This is a genomic window from Lysobacter sp. TAB13 (genome assembly GCF_052113885.1).
Classification (GTDB): domain Bacteria; phylum Pseudomonadota; class Gammaproteobacteria; order Xanthomonadales; family Xanthomonadaceae; genus Lysobacter; species Lysobacter gummosus.
Genome location: NZ_JBFRDR010000002.1, coordinates 282,008 through 302,898, shown reverse-complemented (window position 1 = coordinate 302,898; position 20,891 = coordinate 282,008). Strand labels below are relative to the sequence as shown.

General features: G+C 63.1%; 17 protein-coding genes. 4 read left to right on the top strand and 13 right to left on the bottom strand.

What is annotated here, in order from left to right:
• Positions 1-58: 58 nt before the first annotated feature.
• From AB4Y92_RS04050 to AB4Y92_RS04040, 3 genes are all read right to left on the bottom strand, one after another.
• Positions 59-517 (bottom strand): helix-turn-helix domain-containing protein, encoded by a 459-nt coding sequence (locus AB4Y92_RS04050; protein ID WP_441818490.1) that lies wholly within the window; start codon positions 515-517, stop codon positions 59-61.
• 1 nt (position 518) lies between these two features.
• Entirely contained in the window at positions 519-833 is a 315-nt protein-coding gene (locus AB4Y92_RS04045) for a hypothetical protein (RefSeq protein WP_441818489.1), read from the bottom strand.
• Between the two features lie 343 nt (positions 834-1,176).
• Positions 1,177-2,757: a CocE/NonD family hydrolase gene (locus AB4Y92_RS04040; protein ID WP_441818488.1), complete on the bottom strand. Its 1,581-nt coding sequence runs from the start codon at positions 2,755-2,757 to the stop codon at positions 1,177-1,179.
• Positions 2,758-3,247: 490 nt separating this feature from the next.
• Between AB4Y92_RS04040 and AB4Y92_RS04035 the strand changes: the two genes are divergently transcribed.
• Complete coding sequence (locus AB4Y92_RS04035; RefSeq protein WP_441818487.1) at positions 3,248-4,168, top strand: hypothetical protein; 921 nt, start codon at positions 3,248-3,250, stop codon at positions 4,166-4,168.
• 248 nt (positions 4,169-4,416) lie between these two features.
• Here AB4Y92_RS04035 and AB4Y92_RS04030 read toward each other — a convergent pair whose 3' ends face one another.
• Positions 4,417-5,151 (bottom strand): hypothetical protein, encoded by a 735-nt coding sequence (locus tag AB4Y92_RS04030; RefSeq protein WP_441818486.1) that lies wholly within the window; start codon positions 5,149-5,151, stop codon positions 4,417-4,419.
• A 121-nt stretch (positions 5,152-5,272) separates the two neighbouring features.
• Here AB4Y92_RS04030 and AB4Y92_RS04025 point away from each other — a divergent pair, with 121 nt between their 5' ends.
• The gene (locus AB4Y92_RS04025; RefSeq protein WP_441818485.1) at positions 5,273-6,727 is read left to right on the top strand and encodes a sulfatase-like hydrolase/transferase; all 1,455 of its coding nucleotides are present in this window, start codon (positions 5,273-5,275) and stop codon (positions 6,725-6,727) included.
• Between the two features lie 65 nt (positions 6,728-6,792).
• Here the strand turns inward: AB4Y92_RS04025 and AB4Y92_RS04020 are convergent, their stop codons facing one another.
• Positions 6,793-8,070: an acetyl-CoA C-acetyltransferase gene (locus AB4Y92_RS04020; RefSeq protein ID WP_441818484.1), complete on the bottom strand. Its 1,278-nt coding sequence runs from the start codon at positions 8,068-8,070 to the stop codon at positions 6,793-6,795.
• A 115-nt stretch (positions 8,071-8,185) separates the two neighbouring features.
• Here AB4Y92_RS04020 and AB4Y92_RS04015 point away from each other — a divergent pair, with 115 nt between their 5' ends.
• Positions 8,186-9,103, top strand: a complete 918-nt coding sequence (locus tag AB4Y92_RS04015; protein ID WP_441818483.1) for a hypothetical protein — start codon at positions 8,186-8,188, stop codon at positions 9,101-9,103.
• A gap of 76 nt (positions 9,104-9,179) precedes the next feature.
• Here the strand turns inward: AB4Y92_RS04015 and AB4Y92_RS04010 are convergent, their stop codons facing one another.
• The 8 genes from AB4Y92_RS04010 to AB4Y92_RS03975 all read right to left on the bottom strand — a co-directional run bounded on the left by AB4Y92_RS04010 (position 9,180) and on the right by AB4Y92_RS03975 (position 18,817).
• Complete coding sequence (locus tag AB4Y92_RS04010) at positions 9,180-9,884, bottom strand: hypothetical protein (RefSeq protein WP_441818482.1); 705 nt, start codon at positions 9,882-9,884, stop codon at positions 9,180-9,182.
• A gap of 35 nt (positions 9,885-9,919) precedes the next feature.
• Positions 9,920-10,402: a GNAT family N-acetyltransferase gene (locus AB4Y92_RS04005; protein WP_441818481.1), complete on the bottom strand. Its 483-nt coding sequence runs from the start codon at positions 10,400-10,402 to the stop codon at positions 9,920-9,922.
• Between the two features lie 210 nt (positions 10,403-10,612).
• Positions 10,613-11,188, bottom strand: a complete 576-nt coding sequence (locus AB4Y92_RS04000) for a superoxide dismutase family protein (protein ID WP_441818480.1) — start codon at positions 11,186-11,188, stop codon at positions 10,613-10,615.
• Between the two features lie 243 nt (positions 11,189-11,431).
• Positions 11,432-12,835, bottom strand: a complete 1,404-nt coding sequence (gene ntrC / locus AB4Y92_RS03995) for a nitrogen regulation protein NR(I) (protein WP_441818479.1) — start codon at positions 12,833-12,835, stop codon at positions 11,432-11,434.
• Complete coding sequence (locus AB4Y92_RS03990) at positions 12,832-13,887, bottom strand: two-component system sensor histidine kinase NtrB (RefSeq protein WP_441818478.1); 1,056 nt, start codon at positions 13,885-13,887, stop codon at positions 12,832-12,834. Before AB4Y92_RS03990 ends, ntrC begins: the two co-directional genes overlap by 4 nt.
• A gap of 178 nt (positions 13,888-14,065) precedes the next feature.
• Positions 14,066-15,382, bottom strand: coding sequence for a TniQ family protein (locus AB4Y92_RS03985; RefSeq protein ID WP_441818477.1), 1,317 nt, complete (start codon positions 15,380-15,382; stop codon positions 14,066-14,068).
• Positions 15,375-16,397 carry an ATP-binding protein gene (locus tag AB4Y92_RS03980; RefSeq protein ID WP_441818476.1) on the bottom strand — a complete coding sequence of 341 codons (1,023 nt, stop codon included), beginning with the start codon at positions 16,395-16,397 and terminating at the stop codon, positions 15,375-15,377. Before AB4Y92_RS03980 ends, AB4Y92_RS03985 begins: the two co-directional genes overlap by 8 nt.
• Complete coding sequence (locus tag AB4Y92_RS03975) at positions 16,397-18,817, bottom strand: integrase catalytic domain-containing protein (protein WP_441818475.1); 2,421 nt, start codon at positions 18,815-18,817, stop codon at positions 16,397-16,399. The genes AB4Y92_RS03980 and AB4Y92_RS03975 overlap by 1 nt, the downstream gene beginning before the upstream one ends.
• A 589-nt stretch (positions 18,818-19,406) precedes the next feature.
• On the opposite strand from AB4Y92_RS03975, the gene AB4Y92_RS03970 reads away from it, so the two are divergent.
• Entirely contained in the window at positions 19,407-20,300 is an 894-nt protein-coding gene (locus AB4Y92_RS03970) for a hypothetical protein (protein WP_441818474.1), read from the top strand.
• The last annotated feature ends 591 nt before the right edge of the window (positions 20,301-20,891 follow it).

The window sequence follows — 20,891 nt, the reverse complement described above, 5'->3', positions numbered from 1 at the left end:
CGCACAAAATAAAGCCCCGTAGCGATACGGGGCCTGTGTTGGATCGAAGACCGCCGAATCAGGCCCGTATCCGTTCCGAGCGGGCGCTCCAGCTGGCGTCTTTTTCGCTCGCTACGAATTTTCTCGGCGCAGGCGGCGTGGATTCGAGTTCCTGCAGCGATTCGAGCGCAACCGCCAGTTTCTTCTCGCCCAGCTTGGCCTGCTTGTAGAACAAGCGCAGCAAGCGCTCGGCCGGCGCATCCACCTTGGAGCGCCCCTTTTCCCAACGAGCCACCGCTTGCTCGTTGCAGCCCAGCAGTTGTCCGAGCATCTTCTGCGACAACTCCAGCTCGGTCCGGATGAAACGGAATTCGGCCCCGCTCAACGGATCAGGACTGCCGACGATGGTGGAGCCAAGCGCCTGATGCAGGCCATCCAGGTCATGAATGGTCACGCCTTCGCCGTAAGGCGTCTTGACCATTTCGTAACCGTTTCGCAGGAATACGTTGGGCAGGCCACAGCCCACATAGCGATACATTTCAGTCCTCCGAAAGGATTACGTACAACTTCTCTACCCGCGCGCCGTCGACCGATGCCGCGACCTTGATAGAGAACCATTGGCTTGCGGCATACCGTTTCATCCTGAACTCCCATAGGCCGTCTTCCGTGAATACCGGTTTTCCAGAGATCCTGCCTTCTCTCAAACAGGACATCGCCTGTTGAAACAGCATGGCTCCGGCCATGCTTCGCTTCTCGGGAGCGGGAATGAACACGACGTTCGCGGAATCTTTAGCGGCTTGGCGAACCCGAGGCTCCAACGCATTCGCTGTGATCCTGAAACGACTGATCACCATCCCTGCCTCCAAACCTCATACTATCAATTTGATAGTTATTGGCAACACTGGTTTTCGCAACGGTGGCGGCCGTTGGCGCTGCCGTTAATCGTGCTCGCCGCCAAGTGCCGCCTCTGGCGACTAACGGCACAGCTTTCCCAACATCCAGACCGGTCACCCGGTTCAGCGGAAGCGATCGCGGATTTCGTCCGGGTCAATTGCACAATCGCGATCAAGTGCGCAGCCAGGACACGAACCTGTTTCACGTCTGCGACGCGGCTGTACTGCGATGTTCGACCGCCCGTGAAACGAAGACGGCGCCACTAGGGCGCCGTCGTTATTCGCACCACGAAAGAACCGAAACTCAGTGCAACGGCACCGTCAACGTCGAAGGATTGGACGCCGGCGAGCTGAAGCTCACCGTGCCACCGATCGTGCTGGCGCTGGTGTAACGCGGATCGGTGGTGTCGACCACCAGCACCAGCCGGCGTCCAGCCGGGATGTCCCAGCTGGTCGCTTCCAGGCGCAGATCAACGCTCTGGGCAACGCCGGGGCGGGCGCCGCGCAGCGAGTACGGTTTGTGGCTCAGCAGCGAGCCGTTGCCGAGCAGGTCCACGCTGTACAGATACGCAAACAAGGTGACCTCGCTCTGGCTCGGGGTGACGGTGACGTGCAACTGCGGCATGCCGCTGAGCTGTTTGCCGGTCCAGTAGATCGGCGTCTGCCACACGCCGGCGCCGGCGCGCGCGACCAGCGGGATCGATGCCTGCGGCGCCACCTGCACCGATTGCAGAAAGCCGCTGATGAAGGCCACGCCGGAATCGGCCAGGGTCGGCAGGCCGGTCAGGATGGTGTGGTTCCAGCCGGTGCTCGGCCCGCTTTGCAGATCGCCGGTCGGCGCCAGCAGGCCGCTGGGCCGGCTCAGCGCGAACACCGTCGCGCCGCGCTGGACCGCGTTCCAGTCGGCGTAGCCGCGCCAGTCGCCGTCCTGCGACTTCAGCCGCACCGCCGGTTCGCGTTCCACGCCGTTGGCCGCGCCCTTGAGGTAACGATCGAACCAGCGCCCGGCCGCGTCGTAGATCTCGTTGGGCAGGCCCAGCGCGCCCGGCGCTTCGACCGTGGCGTGATCGCCATGGCTGAAAAGCAGTTGCTTGGGACCGCTGAGGCCGTTGTAGAAATCGATGTACTGCCCCGGCGGAAACAGGCTGTCGTTGAAGGCGTTGGCCAGCAGCACCGCGGTGCCGTTGCGGTTGAGCGCGGCGGCCTCGGTGGCCGGGCTGCGCTGCGGCACGACCGGCAACAGGTCGGCGACGGCGCCGTCGAAGTCGCCGTGGGCGATGCGCGCGGTCGCGGCGGCCAGTTCCGGCCCCGGACGCCCGGTCAGCGCGCCGGCCACCACCAGCAGAGCGGTGCCCTGTTGGCTGACGGTGCGGTTGGCGTACAGCGAGGCCTCCAGATCGGCCCAGCCGCTGAGCGCGGCGACCGCCTTGATGCGCGGATCGCGCTCGGCCGCCAGCAGGCTGATGCCGGCGCCGTAGGAAATGCCGCTGGCGCCGATCTTGCCCGGGTCCGACGGCGTATGCGCCAGCGCCCAGTCGATCACCGAGCTGACGTCCTCGACCGTGCCCGGCCCGGCGATGTCGATCTGTCCGGCCGAGTCGTAGAACCCGCGCGAGGTGTAGCTGACGACCACATAGCCCTTGCCGGCGAGTGCGGCGCCGCGGCCGACGTATTCCAGATTCGGCGCGCCCCAGCTGGCCGGCATCACCAGCAACGGGAACGGGCCGGCGCCCTGGTCCTTGGGCACCATCACGAAGGCGCCCATTTCCGCGCCGTCCCAGCCGGGAATGCGCTGGTAACTGCCGGTGAATCCGCCCGCGAACGCCGGAGCGGCGGCCGCGCACAACAACAGACACGACATCGACCACGAACTGATCTTGCGCATGAGTTCGTCCCCTCCCAAGGACTATCCCGCACGAATGGATACGTTTGCGTATGGTTTGCAGCGGATCGACCGTACCATCGCGAATGGAGGCGCAACAACTGTGTCGGGCGGGCTGCTTGATGAATCTGGACGATGGGGGTCACAGATTGGGGTCACGGTTTTTGTGAATGCGGGGCGTGCGGTGCGATGGATCGCGGTCGGCTATCGGGTCGGCCGTTGCGTTGCGGCGAAGGGCTTCGCTCATCACGGCGAGTCGTATCGAAGCAGCCACGCCCTCACTGAGCGCAACGCGCGAGACGCGCGCCGATGGCGCCGACACGCAGCCGCGCAGCGAAGCGGACCGATCCGCCGACCGCCTATGCCACCATGAGCCGGCCGGCGCCGAGACGCCGCGCAACGAACGACACTGCACCGCGCGCAGGACTCGCGCCCGGCTGGATCGGCACCTCGCGACACCCGGCAACGACGCAACACCATGGAAGGCGACCGCATGATTGGATTGAACGAGCGCGATCTGACCGTTCTCGGGCACTACGTCCGGCAGGGCAATCTCGAACTGTATTGGAACTTCCTCGCCCAACAGCCCGGCAACGACGGTTACGGTCTGCTCGCGCTCGGCGTGGTGCGCAACGACAACGCGGCGGGAAAAGTCGCCAACCTGCACGCGGACCTGCGCGCACGCAGCGGCGGCCGCCACCTAAGCGAACGCGACTGGCAGAACTTCAGCGTCGATCTGATCGGCCGCGATCTGCAATTGCGCCGCGCGCACTGGCGTGCGGGCCGCACCGAACGCGCCTTGAATCTGCCGGCGCGCGATATCCAGCAGGCGCATGACCGCGCCTTCGACCAGGCCGGCATCCATCCCGATGCATGGACGCCGCGGCAACTGCTAGAAGCCGCGCGCGCCAGGGCCGGAGAAGCCGAGGCCGCGCGGGTGTGGTCGCACATGCTCGATCACGGCCTGCGCGGCCTGGAACGCAGTTGGGACACCACCGCCGACGCCTATCGCAACATGGGTCTGGTCGCGGGCAGCGCCTACATCGCCGGTCTGGCGGCGATGCGCACGGCGGCGGCGCTGGGCAGTCATCCGCACACCGATCCGGACACCATCGGCGGACATCCGCTGACCTATGTCTTCGACCGACGCGAACGCCGCTGGTTCTCGATCAGCGGCGACGGCGCCGAGGTAGCGCCGCTGCGCAACGCCGGCAAGATCGCCGAACTCGACGACGTGCGCGCGGTACGGCTGCTGCGGCTGCGGCTGCGCGGGGAATTTCATTCGGACGATCCGCACCGTAATCGCGCCATCGCCGGTGGTCAGCGGGCGATCGGCGATCACGCGCCGCTGCAAACCTCGCCGGATGCGATTGCACACGAACCGCAACGCCAGCCGGCGCACGGCTTGGCCTGAACTTGCGAGGACAGCGCTGACGCGCAGCCTCAACGCTTATTCAAAGCCTTTGCATCGGGTTTCGAGCATCTGCGTTTTGCTCGTCATCCCCGCGAACGCGGGCTCCGCTTTACTTCGGCGGAGCCGAACATCCAGCGACTTCAAACGTTCTCGCACGAAAGGCATCGGATGTTCGGCTCCGCCGAACTAAAGCGAAGCCCGCCTCTCGGGAACGACGAGCCTGTTTTCCCAGGAACTTCGACGGTTCCTCAGAAATCCACGATCTCGCCGTCCTCGTCCAAACGCGCATGCGCCGTGCTGCGCGCGCGGATCAACTGCAACTGCGCATCGACCACCTTGCGCATATACGCCGCGGTGTCCGCATCCTCCTGCTTGCCGGGAAACGCGCGATCGTCACGCAAGCCGTCGAAGGTGGCCCGGGCTTCGTCGAAACGGCCGAGCCGGCGCTGCAGTTCGCCGACCAGCATGCGCGCGGCGTAGACGTCCTGGCCGCCGGCATCGCGCAAGACGCGGCGCTGCCACAGCGCCAGGGCTTCGGCGGCGTAGCGCGGATAACGCGGGCCGGCTTCCCAGGTCGCGGCGAGCACCACGCCGGCAATCGAGTCCTCGGATTCGCCCAGAAACGCCATCTGCTTGGCCAGCCGGTAATACGGCGTGTCGTTGGCGACCCAGCCGCGGTAGTCGGCCGATTCGACAAAGGCGCGCAGCCGCGTCAACTCGTCCTGGCTGTACTTGCGCGTGTCGTCATCGACGATGAAGCCGCTGCCCGGACACGCCGGCAACGGCGCCGGCGAGGCGATCGCGCCGAAGCGCTGGCGGTCGAAATACATGCCGAAGGAGGTGCCCGAACCCATCACCCGCGCGGGGAAGGGCTTGCCGTCGATCGGGCAGATCACCTGGACATCCATGAAGGTCATCGCCGGGGCCGCCAGCGGCGACAGGCTCAGGGCGAGGGCGAGGGCGAACGCGGTCGGGCGGCGCATGACAGATCCTTGTCGTGACGGAGCGCACATATTGCCTCAAGCCCGGCGCCGACGCGATGCGATCGCAGTCCTCCCCGCCGCCCGCTTCGCGTTCGTACCTGCATTCCCACGGAGCGACGTCATGGCCCTGAGCGATCTGTTCGCCGACGGTAACCGGCCCAACCTGCTGCTGATCATCACCGACCAGCAGCGCAGCCTCGCGCAATGGCCGGCGTCGTACCAACCGACGCTGGCGGCGGCGATGCCGGCGATGCAGAAACTGGCCGGGCAAGGCCTGGACTTCGCCAACGCCTTCACCGGCGCGTGCATGTGTTCGCCCAGCCGCGCGACCTTCCTGACCAGCCAATACCCCTTCGTCACCGGCTGCACCCAGACCGGTGGGCAACCGCTGCCGCCGCCGTCCAAGTTCCCGAATCTGGCCAGCGTGCTGACCGCCGCCGGCTACGGTTGCTACTGGATCGGCAAGTGGCATCTGCTCGGCGGCGAAGAGCCGGGCTCGACCAGCGCCGACCTGCAGCCCTGGGGATTTTCGACCTGGGACCCGGAAGACGCCGGACTGAGCCTGGGCCCGACCTACCTGGGCGGCGGCACCCTGAGCACCGCGCCGGCCGCGACCAATTGCAACGATCAGCGCTACCTCGCCGATGCGCTGGCGTTCCTGGCCGATCCGCCGGCCTCGCCGTATTGCCTGGTGGTATCGCTGGTGAACCCGCACGACTCGCACCTGGGCTACATGAACCAGGCCTCGACCTTCTACGACGCCACAGACTACACCGCGACCGGCGCGCCGATTCCGGCCAATTCGAACGAAGACCTGTCGAGCAAGCCGCGCGCGCAGGCCAACTACACCTTCGCCAAGATGAGCGGCGGCAGCGGCGCCAGCGAGCAGGACTTCGTGGATTTCTACGCGTATCTGGTCGAATACGTGGATTCGCAGATCCTGCAGATTCTCAACGCGATGAGCACCGAGCAAACGAACCAGACGCTGATCGTGCGTTTCGCCGATCACGGCGAACTGGGCCTGTCGCACGGCATGGTGGAGAAATTTGTCAACGCCTACGACGAAGCGATCCACGTGCCGCTGCTGTTCTCCAACCCGGTCGCATGGCCGCAGGGCGCGCAGACGCAGGCGCTGGCGAGCTCGGTGGATCTGCTGCCGACCTTGGCGAGCCTGTTGAACGTGAGCTCGCAATTCCCCGACATGGTCGGCGCCGACTTGAGCGGCGTTCTGGAAGGCAGCAGCGATTCGGTGCAGGACTACGTCCACTACACCTACGACGACATGACCCAGGGCGGCCCGAGCGTGATCCGCGCGATCCGCTCATCGCAATGGCTGTACGCGGTCTACGTGCCCGCCGCCGGCACGCAGAGCCAGGGCGGCGATTGGGAGATGTACGACCTGTCGGCCGATCCGCAGCAGAACACCAATCTGGCCGGCAATCCGGACTGCGCCGAGCAGCAGTGGATGCTGGAAGCGGAGCTTGCGATACAGATGAAGGAGAAAGGCACCACGCCGCCGGGCTGGCCGCCGCAGTATGTCGCCGGACAAAGTCGCGGAGGGCCGGCGGGGAGCTGAGCTGAACTTCTTTTACTCCCTCTCCCGCTTGCCACCCAAGGTGACTAGCGGGAGAAGGGAACAGATCAACGCTCCAAAATCGCCACCACGCCCATGCCGCCGGCGGTGCAGATCGAAATCAGGCAACGGCCGCCGCCGCGCTGTTTCAATTCCTTCGCCGCGGTGGCGACGATGCGCGCGCCGGTCGCGGCGAAGGGATGGCCCGCCGCCAGCGAGGAACCGTTCGGATTGATCTTGGCCGGATCGATGCGCCCCAGCGGCGCGTCCAGGCCCAGGCGGGTCTTGCAGTATTCCTCGCTCTCCCACGCGCGCAGCGTGCACAGCACTTGCGCTGCGAAGGCTTCGTGGATTTCGTAGATGTCGAAATCCTGCAAGGTCAGGCCGTTGCGCTTGAGCATCTCCGGCACCGCCACGGTCGGCGCCATCAGCAGGCCTTCGCCGTGGACGAAATCGACCGCCGCCACTTGCGCATCGCGCAGGTAGCACAGCACTTCGTGGTTATGCGCCTGCGCCCACTCTTCGGACGCCAGCAGGCAGGCCGCGGCGCCGTCGGTCAACGGCGTCGAATTAGCCGCGGTCAGGGTGCCGCGGCCGGAGGTCTTGTCGAACGCCGGCTTCAGCGTCGCCAGTTTTTCCAGGCTGCTGTCGGTGCGCAGGATGTTGTCGCGCGAGACGCCGCGGAAACTCACCACCAGATCGTCGAAGAACCCGCGCTCGTAGGCCGCGCCGAGTTTCTGGTGCGAGGACAGCGCCCATTCGTCCTGCGAATCGCGCGAGATGTTCCACTGCTTGGCCATGTCCTCGCAGTGATCGCCCATGCTCTTGCCGGTGCGCGGCTCGGCCACGCCGGGAAACTCGGGCTTGAGCTCGCGCAGGTGGAAGCCCTTGAACGCGGCGATCTTGTCCTTGGTCGTGCGCGCGCGGGCGGCCTGCAACAGGCGCCGGCGCAGGCTGCGTCCGTAGACGATCGGAACGTCGGAGGTGGTGTCCGAACCGCCGCCGATGCCGGCCTCGATCTGGCCGACCGCGATCTTGTTCGCGATGGTGATGATCGAATCCAGCGACGTGCCGCAGGCGCGCTGCAGGGTGATGCCCGGCGTCAGCGGCGACAGGCCCGAGGACAACGCGGCTTCGCGGCCCAGGTTCCAGTCGCTGCTGTGCTTGATCACCGCGCCCATCGCCACTTCGCCGAGCTGCTGGCCGTGCAGGCCGAACTTCTCGACCAGCGCCCCCAGCGTGCGCACCGACATGCCCAGATTGCCGACGTCCGCATAAGCGGTGTTCTGCCGGCAGAAGGGAATACGCACGCCACCGAGCACGGCGACGGGACGGTTTTGGCGCATCGGCAATCCCTCTTGAGGTTCTCGCACAGGGCCCGTCGCGGCGGAGCGGGCATAATGGGGCTCAGTGTAGCGCCGCACACGCGCTCTACCAAACGCCAGCGTATCCTCGGTGACCATGACCTCTGCCAGCCCCTCCGCCAGCGCGTCCGACGCCCCCCTGCACGTCCTGGGCGCCCTCGCCCTTGAGCTCAAGGGCGACGCCGCGGTGAACCGCAGCGCCCTGCCCCGTCAGGACGCCGGCACGCTGTCGGAAAAGATCGCCCGCGACCTGGCCGGCTTCGCCAAGGACACCGCGGCGCTGGACCTGATCACCGTGGGCGCCCATTACGATCCGGTCGAACTGCTGCGCCCGGGCTGGCCGCTGCACCGCGAACTCGACGACTTGGCCGCGCGCGCGCCGCGCGAACGCGGGGCCGAACAGGCCGGCCGGGTCATCGCCTTCGGCGCTCACGACGAACGCCTGCCCGGCACCCTGACGCCTTCGCCCGACTACGCCGGCGGCCCGCTGCGGCTGGTGCCGTTCGCGCTCAGCGGCGCGCCCGAACTGGTCGCCCGGGTCGGCGAGATTCTCGAATCCAGCCTGCTCGAACGCGGCATGGCCGGCGCCGACACGGCCCTTGCCGCGCAGGAGGCCTTCGGCCTGCAGGTCGAGCACGCGCGCTACCTGACCGTGCACGATCTGGCCGCGATGATGGCCATGCAATACGACCACGCCGGCCTGGGCCCGCTGTGGCCGCTGCTGGAAACCGCGCTGCTGCAGCCCGAAGGCGAACAATGGCTGGACGCCCCGCCCGAACCGCTGGTGCACTACGCCGACGGCGAAGCCCGCATCGCCCTGTTCTCGCCGGCCGCCTGGCACGAGCGCTACGCGCCCGAAGCCCCGTGCGGCACCGAGGAATGCCGCGAGAAACTCAACCGCCGCTATCAGCACTTCGAAGCGCGCCTGAAGCAGATCGCCGCGGTGCTGGGCGCACACGGCGTGCCGGTGACGTTCGTGCATTGCGATGGGGCGCCGGAGCCGGGGCAGCTGTAAGCGCGATTCGCGCGCGGCGATAAGCCGCTCGAATTCCGGCGGAAGCCGCCGGTGCGAATCCGACCGGCAGGCCGGTCTAAGGCTTGGCCGCCGCGGTATCCGGCGGCTCCACCACGTAGTCGTCGCCATACAGCGAGCAGTAATCGAGCCAGCGCTTGGCCGGCGGCGCGATCGTGCGATATTCGCCGCCGACCTCGCGGCTGAAACGGCAGCGCGTGCGCTCATCATCGGCGTCCCGCGCGAAATCGCTGCCGGCCAGGATGATGAAATCCGGCCTCGGGCCGAACACCGGGCGTTGCCGGTTCAACACGCGGTAGACGTGATATTCCCAGGCGCAGCAACTCGCACGGCCGGATTCGACCAGATACTCGCCATCGAAGCTCACCTCGGCCCAGCCGCCGGCATGCATCAGATACAGCGCGCGCCGCTTGGGGTCGAAGCGATGGATTTCGCCTTCGCAGTTCGGCCCCGCGCCGCATTCGCCGCCCTTGCGAAAATCGAACCACCCGTCGTGGTCGAAATCGACCAGATTCGCCGCCCAGGTGCCGGGCCGGTTGGCCGACTCGTAACGCATCAGCTCGCGCGCCTTTGCACCGGGCTTGGCGCGAAACCACAGCTCGGCCGACATCTGATCGCTGCCGTCGCACGAGCGCTTGCGCAACTCCAATTGCGAGCCGTCGCGATTGTGCTCGATCTGTTTATCGACGCTGCATTCGCCGGCATCGGCCGGCGGTTCTTCCGCGAATGCGGGCGTGACCGCCACCAGCAGCGCGCAAAGCATTACAACCGAACCGAACATCCGCCGCCCCACTGCGCTCAGGTGGCCTGTTCGTAGATGTGATAGCCCGCATCGGCCATGCCCATCGCCTCATACGTGCGCTGCGCATTGGCATTGGCCCGTTCGACATACAGCCGCAAGCCCACCACGCCCGGCGTCGCCTGGGCCAAGGCCGCGACATGACTGTGCAAGGCGTTATAGACGCCCTGCCGCCGATGCTCCGGCGCGACATACACACTCTGAATCCACCACCAGTCGCCGTTGCGCCAGTCGCTCCATTCGTGGGTGAACATCAAGGTGCCGGCGGGAACCGCGATGGTTTCGCCGCCCGCGACATCGGCTTCGCGCATGGCGACGAAATAGCGCGCCTTGGCGCGATCGGCCAGGCCCGCTTCGACGCCGGCGTGCACGGTCGGCGGGTCGAGGTGTTTGTGTTCGGTTTCCAAGGCCATCGCAATCATCCACTCGGCGATGAGATCGCGGTCGGTCGGGACGGCGTCGCGGATGCGCAGGCGGGTCATGGCGTTGTACGTCTCGCAGGATATGCGCTCAGCATATGACGCGCGCGCGAACGGCGATAGCTGGCGCAAACGCGGGCAATGCGCCGCGTGCGCGCGATGAGAGCGGCATCGCGAAACGCGGGCGCCGGCCGCGCCTCATCGCGTTGCATGACGATGAGACGCTTGCATCGGCCGTCCGGATTATCCCGATCGCGGGATGCCGGCCTTGGGCTATCGACCGATCTTGATCACGCCGCAGGCCAGTCGCCCGCCCGCGTTGCCGGTCGGCTGGGTCTTGTAGTCGTCGGCTGAGGCATGGACGATCACGCCGCGGCCGGCGATGTCGTTCGGCGCGCCGCCGCCGAGGGTGACGCCGCTGGCGTGTGCGTTGACCTGGGCCACGCCTTCGGCGTTGGCGACCAGATTGTCCATGTCGCCAGCGTGATGCGCGCCGTGATCGACCTGCCCGTGCGGCTGCCCGGCCGGATTGAAGTGACCGCCAGCGCTGCTGGCGTCGGCGGCGCTGCAATCGCCTTTCTCGTGGATGTGGATGGCGTGGGTGCTGTTGGGCGCGAGGCCGCCGATTTCGCCGGTCAGATGCACGCCGTCGCCCATCGGACGCAAGGTCAGTTTGCCGCTGACCAGACTGCCGGACGCGGACGCGAGCACCACCGTCGCCGATTGCGCGGTCGAGACCGGCTTGGGTCCGGCCGCCGGCGGCGGCGTGGGCTTGGTGGTCTGTCCGCCGCAAGCGGCGAGCGCGGCGACGGCGGCGGCGATCGTGGCGGTGCGAAGCAACGTCTTCATGCGGAAGCTCCTTGTCGTCGGCGTCGTCCAGCGACGCCCGGAATCGTGGGGTCCGACGCTAGTCCTGCGCAGGTTCAGCGCAGGTGAAACGCGCTGTGCGTCGCCGGAGCCGGCGCGGTGGTGGCGGTACGCGGCGATTATGGCGGCCGGCGGATGCGTCCGTGCGGATCCATGTCGATTCGCCAAGCTGCGCATCGTTGCGATGCGGCGCGATCGGCCTTTCTTTGCGCCCGATGAAATCGCTCAGCTGCGGTGGCGCCCGGGCCCGAGCTTGCGCGTCAGCGTATTGCGTCCGAGCCCGAGCCGCGCCGCAGCCTCAGTCCGCCGCCCGCCGGTATGCGCCAACGCCGCTTCCAGCAGGGCGCGATCGAAACGCTCGCGCGCATCGGCATGCAGGTTGGCGCGGCCGTCGGCGAGTTGCGCGCGCGCCCACGCCGACAGCTGCGCTTCCCATTCGCTGGCGTCGGCGGCGGGCCGCGACACCACGTCGAGCACTTCGTCCAGATCCTCGCGCGTGACCGTCTCGCCCGGCGCCAGCGCGGCCAGGCGCCAGCACACGTTCTCCAGTTCGCGCACGTTGCCCGGCCAGTCGTGCGCCATCAGCCGCTCCAGCGCCGGCTTGGACAAGCGCTTGGCCGGCGCGGCGAAGCGCGCCGCGGCGGAGGCGAGAAAACGTTCGGCCAATTGCGGCACGTCGGCGCGCCGCTCGCGCAGCGGCGGCAGGCGCAGGCGCACCACGTCCAGGCGATGCAGCAGGTCGGCGCGGAAGCGGCCCTGCGCGACCAGGGTTTCCAGATCCTGGTGAGTGGCGGCGATTACCCGCACATCTACGCGGATCAGTTCGCGCCCGCCGACGCGGAAGAATTCGCCCTCGGCCAGCACACGCAGCAAGCGCGTCTGCAACGGCAGCGGCATATCGCCGATTTCGTCGAGAAACAAGCTGCCGCCGTCGGCCTGTTCGAAGCGGCCGATATGGCGCCGTTGCGCGCCGGTGAATGCACCGGCCTCGTGGCCGAACAATTCGCTTTCCAACAGCTCGGCCGGAATCGCCGCGGTGTTGAGCGCGACGAACGGCCGGGCGGCGCGCGGCGACTCGCGATGCAACGCGCGCGCAACCAGTTCCTTGCCGGTGCCGGTCTCGCCGGTGATCAGCACCGACAGCGGCGCCTGGGCCAGACGGCCGATGGCGCGGAACAAAGTCAGCATCGCCGGGGTGTCGCCGATCAGGCTGTCGTCGGCAGCGAGTTCGCCGGTTTCGGCGAGGTCTTCGGCCGGCGTGGCCGAGGCCAGCGTGCGCGCGGCCAGCGCCACCGCGTCGTCCAGATCGAAGGGTTTCGACAAGAACTCCTGCGCGCCGCCACGGAACGCGCCGGCGGTGCTGGCCACATCGGTGTAGGCGCTCATCACCACCACCGGCAGCGACGGCGCGCGCGCCTTGAGTTTCTCCAGCAGCACCAGGCCGCCGTCGCCGGGCATGCGCACGTCGGTGAACAACAGATCCGGCGCGCCGCGCTGCTCCAGCGCGAACAGGGCGTCGGCCGCGTTCTCGAAGCCTTCCACGTTGTAGCCGGCCTCGCGCAAGGCCGTGGCCAGGACGAAACGCACCGAACGATCGTCATCGACGACCCATACCCGCGCCGCGCTCATGCGCCGTCCTCTTCGTTTTCGATATGCATCGGCAGCAGCAGAGTGAAGACGGTGTGGCCGGGACGCGAGCGATACGCGAGCGAGCCGCGATGCTCGCGCGAGACCTGCTGCGCCAGCGCCAGTCCCAGCCCGCTGCCTTCGGCGCGACCCGACACCAGCGGCAGGAACAATTGCTCGGCCAATTCTTCCGGCACGCCGCGGCCGTCGTCGATGATTTCCAGGCGCAACGCGATCGGATGCGCCGCATCGGCGATGCGCACGCCGTGCTCGATGCGCGTACGCAGATGCACGTGGGTGGCGCCGGCCTCGATGGCGTTGCGCACCAGATTCCACACCGCCTGCATCAACCGATCGGCGTCGCCGGCGAATTCGGGCAGGCTGGGATCGTAATCGCGCACCAGCCGCACCGCCCAGCCGGCATCGGCTTCGGCCAGACGCAGCACGCGTTCGAGCACGGCGTGGATATTGAGCGGCGTATGCGGCCGCGGCGGCGCCGGCGTGAGCAGACGATCGACCAGCCCGGTCAGACGTTCTACTTCGCTGTCGATCAAGCCGATCAGTTCGCGCGAATCCGCATCGTCCACCCGCCGCGCCAACAACTGCGACGCGCCCTTCAGCCCGGCCAGCGGATTGCGCAATTCGTGCGCGAGCCCCTTCAACGACGCCGACAGCGCCGACGGCAGCAGCAGCGCCGGATCGTCGCCGGGAAATTCATCGACCGGATGCGCTTCCAGCAACCAGCCGCCGTTGTCGCGCCGGCTCAGCCACAGATCGGCGAAACGGTCCTCGCCGTCGGCGTAACGCAAGCGCATCCGGCGCATGCGCAGCGGCGCTTCGTCGCCGCCTTCGCGCGACAGCGCCAGCGCCAGCCGGCCGTCGCCCGCATCCAGCCCCGCCAGCGGCCAGCCCAGCAGGCGCCGCGCGCCGATCCCGAACCAGCGCGAGAACGCGGTATTGCAGCCGCTCAACACGCCGGTGCCGTCGCTCCACGCCAGCGGCGTGGTCAGGCTGTCCAGACTCAGATCGGTCGCGGGCTGGGGGTCGGAGGGCATTGCACCATAGTAGTGCAAAGTGGTTGCGGGCGGCGTCGGGAACGGGGCTTGAGCGGTGGTCAAAAGGCCATAGTTTGTGCGTTTGACCAAACTATGCCGAACGGGGTGCGCACAAACTATGCCAAACGCCTTTTTACAGGCCATTTGTGAGGCTAGGCTGGCATAGCGCCCCGGCTACTCATGACTGTTGACGCAGAATCGCCTTAGCGTCCCAGAGGGCAGATCCACAAACCCACGCGGCTTGGCAGGCCTCTCGCGCCTCCGCCCCACGAATGTTGGCGATCCTGGCGATCCTTGTTACGAAGGCGGCCGACGGCCCTCGAGCACTTAAGCGCTTCCCCGTTAAGTCACGGATACAGGCCATTGCGGCTGCAAACGCTCTATCTGTGTGGATCAGGGTCGAATACGGTCCCTGTCGCAGCCTTGCAATCTTATAGCTCTGATAGAGATCAACACTGCGTTCGAGAGCCAGATCTTGATTAAGGCCAATGGCCTTCAATAGAACAGCTATCGAGGGTAAATACATACCCTCGGATTGCCCGAGAATACGGCTAAGGCAGATCCTAAAAGCGGATATTTTTTTGGAATGCCGCTCATCGTCCTGAAAATCTATCGAACTGTAGTCTCGCCAATGATCTAGCAAGGGGCGTGACGCAGCAAAGCGCGGATCGTTTAGAACGTCCACTATTGAAATTCCCTGCAACGCGCAAAGGTTAACCAGAGTACGCAAGGTAGTTCTATCGCCAGTTGCCGGGTCGTTAAGGCGATCAATCGCAGCTACCAATGGTGCTGGCATTGCGTCGACATTGAGGGCGACTTGCGCCAAACCCTCAGTGAAAACCCTAAAAACGTCAGCGCCAACCTCATCTTGTTGCGGTGTAGAACAGAATTTTACGAGCTCACAGACCTGCTGCTCTATCCATATGTCGTGGACAGATCTTTTAGTCCTCCGCCCTGGCCCGCCTAGCGACTTGCCACAAGACCGGCATTCGCGGCGCTTGGCGTAAGCAGGCGTATCCGCAGGGAGAGTGTGGCAACGCGGGCATATCCCCATCAGCCGACAGCCGTGCAGTGGGCAGACATGGATCAGATCTATTCGCCATATCAATGGCTCCCAGGATGACTCGTCACTCCACTCCGAGTAGCAAATCGGGCACCATCGATGGCCAGTCAAGAATCTGCCCGCGGCGCCTGTGGACAGGAGTCGGTCCAACACGAAGAACGATCCGCACCGTATGGTATCGACACCGGTCAATAGTTCTAGACTTCTGATTCGTTGCCGATACGTATCCCCTGGACCGCAAAATCTAGACGTCTTTCCTACGGTTCCCGTTCCACCTTCACCGAAGGGAACAGGTAACTTGCATATCTTGCTTACAGTTGTTCCCGAGAGCCATGCAAGCCGGGACATGTAGTGCTCGACCGATTCAACCAAGCAAGTTCCCACTCCCAACAGAGGAACCGGAGGCAGCACTGTCCAACCAGGGCTACCCATTTTTTGACTTCGCAGATGAATCTTTCAGCTTCCATCTTGCGTTGACACTCATCGATCGCTTGGATACGTCGCCGCTTGACATCACTTGCTCGAATGCATCGATGTCCCTCCACAGCGTAGCAAGGTCTTCATCTCCGTAGTACGCGCTTTCTATATGTCTCTTCAAGAGGCAGTGCGAACCAGATTCTTTCATTAGCGCGCTAGCGCGCTCCAGCAGTTGCATAACCTCAGCGTAGACACCGCCGGTTGCCGCCATAACATCACCCGCCATCTGCAACAACAAGTCCTCGCGGCTGAGGGCGTATCTCTGGCTTAGCGACTTAAGTAGCCTCAGAAAAGCATCCCTATCTGATGGCCGCTTATCGCTATAAGGTGGAACCCAAACTGTCACTACGCGCCTGCGCAGCTCTGAGTGCACCGCCCATAGCCTCGCCGCGCTTTGCACGCCCGTCATGAGAAACATCACGCCAGCCGATTCAGCGAGAGCCATAAGGTGCAGAGTGTGATCAGCTGGAGAAGTGTCTCTATGGTTAACCAGCAATGCTGTTACCTGATCTAGCGACACGTATTTGCACCCTCTCGTAGCAAGACCTCGTTGGAAAAGAGCCCAGCACTCTCCTTCAGTAGTTCGCTTTGGGCGTAACGCCTCCCAGATCTCCGCGCACTTATCCAGCTCAGCGCGAAACACGCGCCGAACTTCAGGCTTCATATCACCACGCAAAAGCCACCCCAATTGCGGAGCATGGAGTTCGTTGACCAACGCCTTGGCTAGTTCTCGTGAACTGAAATACGCACTTTGCGGGAGCATCGCAAAGGCTTCAACGATTGGCGTTCGCCCCTTACCCCAGTACGCAGGATCGCCGAACATCTCCCTCATTACAGAGTGGCGTATCGTTGTCTTTCCAACTCCTGAGGGGCCAATAAGAAAGACCATATGGCCGGGGCGATGGTTGTCCAGCGCATCTTGTAAGCGCCTCCGTGGCCCTTCATACCCTGGGTGCTGAATGAGCCTCATCAGAAGTCATCCGTCTCATCGTAGATAGAAATCTCGCGAAGATTCACTGCGCATAGATCTTCATCCTCTATCGGCCGTTCTTCCTCGGCCATAAGTGCTGGAGCAAGATGCAAGGTCGCCGGATATGCTGCTTCCGCAATCTTCATTCGATCTCTTCTAGCCCGTGATATCCCTTCTTTGGTCAGCCTGGAAGCCGATCGACTAAGCGGCGCCCACAAGAGCTCAAACAACCTCTCCCGATCGCCTAGGGCCGCGCGGCTTTGAATATGACTGTGGAACGCCTTTAGCCACACTCCATCGATGCGAACGTACAGAACATCTGGTCGGCAGCAATCTCGTCGCAGTTCTTCAACGTGACCGGTTCGCAGCGCTGCCTGAAGCTCACTACTTACATAACAACCATCAGCTGTTCTAACGCCTCGCCGTTGATCCACCCTCAGTTTCGTAGCTACCCTTATAGAAGTTCGGATGAAGAATTCATCGTCCATCTCACATAGATCACCCAGAACCCCATAACTTTCGAGGCTTTCCTGCCTCGCTTCTACGGGAGTCCTTCCATCCGCTCTGGGCGTCGCAGGAAGATCATCGTAGATGAACGATTCAAAGCGACAAAGAATTTCAGCAAATGCAATCTTCGCTTGCCGTTTGCTCTTGAACCTCCCATCGACACGACGCCCCATTTGATCTAGTTCGGTACTGCCAGGCGACACATGGGCAACCTGATCGTTGACCTGCTTGATCGCATTCTCAGCAATGCCGTTCCATGCACTGGCTGCCGTTGGTGAATGACGCAGGCTGATTCGTCCTTCGCAGAACTCATCAATCCATTGAGAAGTGTTCTCGGGCCCGCGATCCAGGTGAATCATCTTTGGAAGAAACCCATTTCTCTGAACGCACTCGCGCATCAACAGCGCCAAGCCATCTGTCCGAGCGGAGCCGAATATCAATGCATGGGCGAGGGTGTCGCCTGTCGCACCATCTATCCCTATGTAGAACTTTGCCTTCTGCGATGGAAGCATTCTCAAAAGATCGGGCGCAAATCGCACATCTAGATCTGAAGAATCTACGTGCATAACTTGCCCATACCCCAGTGGGGCAAGCGATCTTGACCGCGGGTCGGTACTTGGTCGAATGGCGTGATAGGCGCGAAACCCTCCAGTCGCCAATGCATGTCGAAGTGGGCTCTCGTGCCGCCTCCTCGCATCAAGTCGCGCGCGACCGCATGGCTCAACCTGTAGGCGAGCGCACTCCTCTTCGAGCAGGAACAGCAGTTCTTTGGGCCGTCGAGCCTTCCCAGTGTTCCAGTACTTTGAAATAGTGACTTCGACAGCCTCCTCCTGCTGCGGAAGAAGTCTTGATGTTCTATTTCCACTTCGGGAGTACTTGGTCAGGCAGGCCGAAAGCGCCGAGCCCCCTCGGGCTATCTCCTTGCTTACCTCTATCGCCAACTGTCTCATTCGACGTGTTGGAAGAATCTCTCCGGATTCTATTTTTGAGAGACGCGCTAGCCTCTCACGCGCCTTCGCCAGGTCCGTTGATGAGGCCCTTAAGATGGGATCAAGTACATGGGGCTGCGACATCTCTCGGCCCCTTTCCTGAAGCAGAGCGAGGTCCACCTGCTTTGCGTGTTGCTCAACAGCGTAGAGACGGAAGTCATCCGGCCTCCCGAGACTGACGCTGCGCCAAGGACCGAATGCTTTCGCATTTGCCAGCATCCAAAGCGCAATTCGCTCTCCAAATCCAGCGACCATCTTTGAGAGGTCGCTGATGGTCTGTGGCTTCCGCTCGATCAGGGCCTGAGTGATCCTCACAAGCCGACTTTCACCCTCAGACAATTGATCGTTGATCACGTCATAGCAAGCGCTGAGGTTCTGCAAATAGATCGCTGGATGCTCCGGCCCTACCCATACTGAAAAATCCAAGCCTCTCTGCTTCGCCCAGTGAGCGTAAGGCTCATAGCTCCAGTGAGAGCCAACGTTGCACCAGCGACTGTTCGGCTTTGCACACTCTGCTTCAAGCCAACCTAGCTGCTTGCATTCAACAAGCTCGACGCTACTTTTTCTGAAAACCAAAAAGTCTAGATGCGCCGTCGATACGTGCTTACGGCCATCCCGGGTCGTGCGGATCACCCGAGGACATTGAGCTTGTACGTAGTAGCCGAGCACATCTCGATCGAACTCTAGTTCGTAGGCATGGATCAACTCGCAGGTGTGGCTTTCGAGAACTCTTGCGTGACCGTTTTTGACCGAATTGAAGCGCACGCGAACGTTCGTTAAAGCCCCTCGCCCAACCGAGCGGGACCCACTTTCTTGAACCATCTTTTCAATCTGACTTACCTCGGGGGTAGTCAGACCCATACGAGCGTAGACAAGATTTCGGTCGCCGCTGGATGGCCCACCAATGATTGGGTCCGTAGACATGTCGGCTCCTGCCCGAGGGGCCGGCGTCGGCGCTCTGCCGGCTCATTTCCAGGCCGGCATCAAGCACCGCCCGTGCCCAGCCCTCGCAGGCTTGACAGAGGAGATAAGGAGGGAGAGAGTGCCGACAACGGCTAGCGACCTTTGCCGACCCTGAAAGCCTGCGAGTTCGAGCTCGTGGGCTTTCTTTTTTCCCGTTTGAGGGGCTTCGGAGAGGGTCAGGTCATGGCACTTCCCCCCACCCTCTGATGCCCAATCTGCTGCATTCGCAGGTATGCACTGACATCGCAGGCTTGGGCGAACATACCCCGCCGCCCCTGAATTCTGAACAGCGGAAGCGGGAGCCTGCCCGTCGAGTGCGCTCTTTTCAGCGCCGCCTGCGTGCTAAATCCGAGCAGGTGCCATAGCTCTTTAACGGGCACGATTCCACCGTAGTTACGCGCCACCCAAGCGGTAGATAGTTCATCCTGGTCACTCATAGGTGCGCCCAACGCCTGCTCCGTGCTAATCAGTACCTTGAACTTAGCCCTCAGGGCGTGTCGCTGCACCCACAAAAAATACGTTCTCGAAGGCGAATTTCTGTGGAGGTTTTATGGGCGAGTTCGATGAAGCGGTCGGGCGGTTGTCTGGGGCGCGTCGTATGGGCAAAGGCAGGCCTCGCCGAAGCGAGAGTGATGTACTGCATGCGCGAATTATCTGGACCGCCTGGGAGAACGCCGAAGGCGGCCAGCAGTTGATGCGTAGCCGTTATCTGATGCGCCGCGGCAGCGAGGACAGCCCTCTAGTAATGCGCTCGGATGAGTATCGCCAGCATCAAGATGGGGTGAAGTCCCTGTCCCGACTACGACTACAAGCGCTCTTAGCTCGGCATCCCCATCTGGCCAACCTGATCGACTGGCCTATAGGTCTACTAGACTTGAGCAAAGGGCATCGCCCCATACACCGAGCGTGGTTCAAAAGATATACAGAAAAGTACGCGGATGAGTTCATACCTTTCGATATCTATCGCTTCCCCGATGGAACATCTTGCACGACGTCTGACAAAGAAGCGCTCTACGAACGAGGTGACGCCTACGGCTTTTTAGGCCTACTCATTGCGTATCGAAACTCTCATCAAGAACATAGAGTCGATTCGCAGTGGTTCACTGCTACTTGGCTGATTCGCGCGCTACCTGCGTTCTGCCGGGATTCGAGCGTTAGACCTCACGCACGGAAAGTGATCGAGCTAACCATGAAACTCTTAATTTTGCTTCCAGACACTTGCTTCCGGATTCGCGTAACCGAGAAAATCCTTTGGGATCAGATCAACGGCATAACCCACGAGCCAAGTCGAAGGAAACGTTTGGCGGCCGCCCAGGACGACCATCAAATTCCCGAGCCAATCGACCCAATAGTTCCTTATAGATATCAAAGGTGTCGGACTGATCAAGTTCCAATACTTCTAGCAGGAATAAATCATCGACTCGAACGCCCGGACGAGCCATAAAAAAAATACCGCGTTGCCCCCGGGCTAATCTCCAAAGATGGACCGGCCGCTTCTTGCCACTAGACGCTATCTCACCTCAATCAATGATGGCGCCCATCCGGTCACAGAAGATGATTTTTTCTAGATCGCTGAGAAATGCTGCCCAACAGGAACCGTAGTTGCACGGATGGCCGTCTTATTACATGATGCAAAGCGAGCATGCGCGTCGGGGAAGGCCACTTCGGCCAAACGCGCTTCCCAATGGATATGGGCATTCAAAAGCAAGAATTCTACGAAGGCGCTGCCCTGCACATTCTGCTACGTGGCGGAACAGGTGCTCACCTCGCGTACAAAAACCCTTTTTTCTTAATCGATGGAAAGCACTCCATCCATCTTAAGTATTCGACAGGTATCCGTAGCCCTTGGGGCTTCACCTTTACTGCCGAAGAACAGCGATTACTTTCCCAAGAATCTGCCCAGACTCCTCTAACAATCGGGCTTATCTGTGGCAATGACGGGGTCGCAGCACTTCCGTTCCAGTCGTACGTGAAGATTGCCCCGCTTATAGACTCAGCCCTCCGCATCTCATGCGTCCGAAGGCATCGAGAACAT